5 protein-coding genes and 1 pseudogene are annotated in these 4,697 nt (G+C 68.5%); 2 read left to right on the forward strand and 4 right to left on the reverse strand.

Annotated elements, in window-relative coordinates:
* Window positions 1-90: 90 nt before the first annotated feature.
* Window positions 91-597, reverse strand: a complete 507-nt coding sequence (locus tag U9978_RS11895) for a hypothetical protein (RefSeq protein ID WP_322761161.1) — start codon at window positions 595-597, stop codon at window positions 91-93.
* Between the two features lie 121 nt (window positions 598-718).
* Between U9978_RS11895 and U9978_RS11900 the strand changes: the two genes are divergently transcribed.
* Window positions 719-988 (forward strand): hypothetical protein, encoded by a 270-nt coding sequence (locus tag U9978_RS11900; RefSeq protein WP_322761162.1) that lies wholly within the window; start codon window positions 719-721, stop codon window positions 986-988.
* A 56-nt stretch (window positions 989-1,044) separates the two neighbouring features.
* Here U9978_RS11900 and U9978_RS11905 read toward each other — a convergent pair whose 3' ends face one another.
* The gene (locus tag U9978_RS11905) at window positions 1,045-2,622 is read right to left on the reverse strand and encodes an ATP-binding protein (protein ID WP_322761163.1); all 1,578 of its coding nucleotides are present in this window, start codon (window positions 2,620-2,622) and stop codon (window positions 1,045-1,047) included.
* A gap of 200 nt (window positions 2,623-2,822) precedes the next feature.
* Between U9978_RS11905 and U9978_RS11910 the strand changes: the two are divergent.
* Window positions 2,823-3,167 (forward strand): annotated as a pseudogene (locus U9978_RS11910) (transposase); the annotation flags it as partial.
* A 207-nt stretch (window positions 3,168-3,374) separates the two neighbouring features.
* Here U9978_RS11910 and U9978_RS11915 read toward each other — a convergent pair.
* Complete coding sequence (locus U9978_RS11915; RefSeq protein ID WP_322761164.1) at window positions 3,375-3,791, reverse strand: hypothetical protein; 417 nt, start codon at window positions 3,789-3,791, stop codon at window positions 3,375-3,377.
* Window positions 3,792-4,168: 377 nt separating this feature from the next.
* On the reverse strand, window positions 4,169-4,697 hold a 529-nt coding region (locus tag U9978_RS11920), incomplete at its 5' end, for an ABC transporter permease (RefSeq protein ID WP_322761165.1).

The raw sequence follows: 4,697 nt of genomic DNA on the forward strand, positions 1-4,697 counted from the left end.
GATCTTCGACGAGGAGCGGGTCCGGTCCGGCACCTCGTCGCTTCACGACGGGAAGGCGTCCCACGATCACGACCGCTCGCCCCGTCGAGATCACCTCGACCGACCGCGGCTGCTCCCCTTCTCTGTCGACGAGCTTGTCGGCCTCGGGCTGTTTCCGGACGTCGCCGCCGCGGCGGTCGGGTCGGGCACGACGACGAGTTGCAGACGCTGTGTGAGGCTCTCCCGGAGTGGCAGGGCCTCGCCCTGCTCGACCTCGCCTGCGGCGTACCGCTGGACGAGGTCGCCAGGACCTACGTACCCGACGACTCGCTGTCCGCGGCCGGTCGTCCGTCGGGTACGACTGACGATCTGACTCCGTCCCTGAGCCTCGCCGCCACTCGGATGGAGTTCGTTCTCCTCGAGGGCGAGGAGCACCTGCAGCGCCTCCTGTTGGACGACATCGACGGGGACTTCGCCGCGTGGCGCGCCTTCCTGCACCCGGAGCAGAGGGCTCTGGTCTACCGGAAGCCGTGGCGCGGCACACCACGCCGCCTTCACCGCCGTCCACGACCCGATCACCACCCACGGCGGGCAGCGGATCCCCGGGCTGCGTTTCACCGACCCCCGCGTCCACGCGCTGCTCTCCGCGCTCCTGGTCTTCCGCCTGCTGCCCCACGGTTTCACCAACCGCGACCTGCGCGACATTCTCGCGCCCCTGCTGGGCCGCCAGCCCGCCACCATGACCAGCGGACAGATGATCTACGACCTGCGGCGCCTGCGCCTACACGGACTCATCGAACGCATCCCCCACACCCACCGCTACCAGGTCACCGACAGCGGCCTGCGTCACGCACTGTTCCTCACCCGTGCCTACAACCGGCTCCTGCGTACCGGCATGGCTGAACTCACCGACCCCCACAGCAGCGATCCGCCACCCCTGCGACGTGCAGCCACCGCCTATGAAACCGCCATCAACCAACTCGTCGAACACGCAGGTCTGGCAGCCTGACTCACGCCCACGAACTTGACTCGATCATGACGGTTTCGCCCGTCCAAGACCTCTAGTTAGGCCCGCAGGAGGGTTACAGCGCGGCCCGTCGGTGTGGTAACCGTGTCGAACTGGGTGCGTTCGGTGATGTCCGCGGCGCCTGGGCGGCGGTCGAAGAGGATGAGGGTCCCAGCGTCGAGGCCGATATGGTCGAGGTAGCGGTCGAGCTGGGTCAGGCCCTGGCGCAGCGGGTTTGCCTTGCCCGGGTGCCAGACCTTGAGCTCGAGGGCCTCGCGCTGCCAGCGGCGTTTGCCGCCCTGATCCGTGTAGGGCCATCGCACGAGCAGGTCGATCCGCCCGGCGCCGACGCCGTACTCGCGTTCCACATAGCCGCCACCGTTGACGACGCGTTGGAGGAATCCCATGAGGACGAGCTGCGGGGCGACCTCGTGGTAGTGCTCGGTCGACGTGAGGACATCGCCGTGTTCGATCCAGAACTCGGCGAACTCCCGCAGCAGCATCTGGAAGTCGAAACGGCCGTCTGACCGGACGAAGCTGCGGGGGTCGGCAACGACGTTGGCCTCGACCTGTGAGGTCAGGACCCGGACGATGACCTCACGGTAGATCGGGTTGGCGATCCGCACCGGATTCTTTGGGGCGATCAGGCCGAGGTCGCGGGTGTAGGTGAGGTCGTCGTCATAGGGGTCGAGTTGGATGAGGTCGCCGGCCAGCAGCGGCTGCACGATCCGGCGGACACGGGGCTCGGCAAGCCGGGCCGCCAGGGAGTCCAGGTGGGTCGCCCGGGCAAGGATCAGTCGTTCCTTGGCCTGCTCCAGGTGGTCGATCGTGATCGGCGCCGAGGCCGGCACCGCCAGCTTCACGACGATCTCACGCGCGAGTGCGTTGACCAGCCACGGCTGACCGGCGGTCAGCTCGTAGGCCCGCGCCACCGCCGCTGGCGTGAACTCCTGCCCGGTGTCCGCAGTGTGCTGGCCGTAGAGCTCGGCGACCTTATCCGGGGTGAAGTCCCCCAGTCGTAGCGACTCCAGTTTGATGTTGAAAGGGCTGGACGTCCCCAACCGGGACGGGTCGCCACCCGCCGCGGCTTTGTAGTCGCGGACGTCGCGTAGACCGCACAGCGCGACCGACGCCGGGAACTGGCTGGGGCGACCACGGTAGCCGTTGCGCAACTGGCTTAGGACGCTGAGCAGACTCTGCCCCTGCAAGGCGTCGATCTCGTCGAAGAACAGCACCAGAGGCCGTGGGCAGGCCTGCGCCCACGCCCGCAGCGCCGTGCCCAACAGGGTCTCGTCCGGGGCGTCGGGCCATGGCTGCGGGCGCAGTTGTGGCGGCAGCGCGTCCTCGGCGGCCTCGCGGATCACCTGAAGAACACCCCGCGCCGCGCGGCCGTAGTCGTCACGGGCCACCCGGCCGACCTCGCAGGAGAACAGCACGGCCGCGTACCGCCCCCGCGCGGTCAGCTCGTCCGCGAGCGCCTGCAGCGTCGTCGTCTTCCCCGTCTGCCGCGGCGCGTGCACGACGAAGTACCCCTCCTGGTCGACGAGACCGGGCACCTCCGGTAGCCGCGACAGCGCCGGGATCATGTAGTCGATCCCCGGGCGGCACGGACCAGCCGTCTGGAACCGGCGACTCACCGATCGTCACCTCCTCCATTCCCCCGAAATCGCTTCGCGATTCCGCGGGTCCCCGGGGCCACCAGCAGGGAAGCGCTCCGCCCACCACCCTACGCATCAGGCACTCGGAGATCGACAATCTCAGCCCGGGCCATCCAAGCGGCCGACCACGCTCACCGCCACCCACTGGCCAACGGAACCCTGGTCAAGCTGCCTGTCGCCGAGGACTTGGCGCTGTCCTGACCGCGGGGCAGGCCGCGGACAGCCCGCAGTTCACCCCGGTGCTGGCGAAGGTCCGGGTCCCCGGGCCTGTCGGCCGTCCCCGCACCCGACCCGACGCGGTCGCCGCAGACAAGGCATACTCGTCCCGCGGCAACCGCGCCTATCTGCGTAGACGCCACCTCACCGCGGTCATCCCGGAGAAGGCCGACCAGGCCGCCAACCGGAAGAACACGGGCCGCAGGGGCGGCCGACCCGTCCGCCACGACGCCGACCTGTACACGGAACGGAACACCGTCGAGCGTCTGATCAACAAGCTGAAGGACTGGCGAGGCATCGCCACCCGCTAACCCGCCGAACCTATTCAAGGCGGCCGTGCAGGAGGCTCGCAAAGGCGTCGTTGACGCCCAGTTCTACCTTAACACCGCATTCGACCCGTCAGTCACCGACATGGAGAACGGCGCCTGGCAGAGCAAGGCGGCTGGTTATCCGCACGCCGGCCCCCACCCCAGCGGACGAGCCGGGGACCGTTGCCGGCGGCGCTCCAACACCCGTCAGAAAATGAGGACCTCGACCTCGACCGTGGTCGTCGTCTGCGTGGTCCCGTTGGGAAGAGTAGTGGTGGTCCTATCGACTTTCACCCCACAGCCGAACGCCTGAGTCTCCGCATCGCGCCGGCGCGGTCCAACCGTGACCACGACCTGTTCGCCCTTTTCCAGGGATGTCGCGATCGGCCCGGCCACCTTCTCGCTGAACCACGCGTCATCGAACTTCGCCAGGCCAGCCTGTTGCGTGCGATCGAGCTCAAGCAGGTTGCCCACCGTCTTCTTCGGGTTCTCCCTCAGTCCCCGCACCGCATCTGCGGTGAGAGCGGCACTGGCCTGCACCCTGGCCAGAATACTGGCCAGTCCCTGCTGGCTCAACGGTTGCCTGCCGAGGCTGGCAAGCGTCTCCGGCATGGTTTCTGACATCGTTTTTCTCTCCTTCGTTCGTGGGTTCGCGCCGGTCGAAAAGATCGATGGTCGCGATACGCCGATGTCCCGTCGTCACCGCGGAGCGGCGTCGTGAGGTCATTCGCAGCACAGGACTCATACGGATGACAGGTGTCGCCGTGCTGACACATACATCCGACATCCGGTCCATTCCCGCCGCGTCCCTATTGCCGGGCGCTCTCAGACCCGACATTTCAAGATCTTCAAGCATCGCGGTACGGGCGTGCCAGAAGCACCATCGGTCGCCTGCTGCGCCTCCTCGGCGGAAGATCCTCTCTCCCGCTGCGGCACCATCGAAGCATTCATCAGCACGGCGTGTCGCCGGGACGGGATGGCCGGCCCGGCGACAGCGTGCACTACCCGGTGCTTGCGGCTTTCCTCGGCAGCCTCGGCGCGAGGCTGACGACGGCCCAGAACGCGACCGCCGTGCCGAGTGCGGCTGCGACGTCGCCGGCCGTCGCGGTGCCAAGGACGCAGCCCCGCAACGCCTCGGCGGCGTGCGCGACGGGGTTGACGGCGGCGAGCCCGGCCATCCAGCCCGGCATCGTCTCAAGCGGGGCGAAGGCTCCGGAGACGAACATGAACGGCATCATGACCATCATCCCGGCGAACTGGACGACGTCCGGGCGCCGCAGACGGTCGCCGATCCGCCCGAACAGTGCGCTCATCGCGGCGGCGAGCACGACCACGACGAGGACTCCGGCCACGGCGTCGAGCACGCCGCCGGAGAACCGGAAGCCGAGGACAGCCGCGGCCAGCACCAGCAGGGCGCCGCGGACCAGCGTGAACAGCGCCTCGTTGATGGTGCGGGCCAGGCCGGGCAGCCGGGCCGACATCGGCAGCGTGCCGAAGCGTGCATGCAGGCCGTTGGTGTGGTCGATCGCC

Source organism: Protofrankia sp. Cr2, assembly GCF_963555885.1.
Lineage (GTDB): Bacteria > Actinomycetota > Actinomycetes > Frankiales > Frankiaceae > Protofrankia.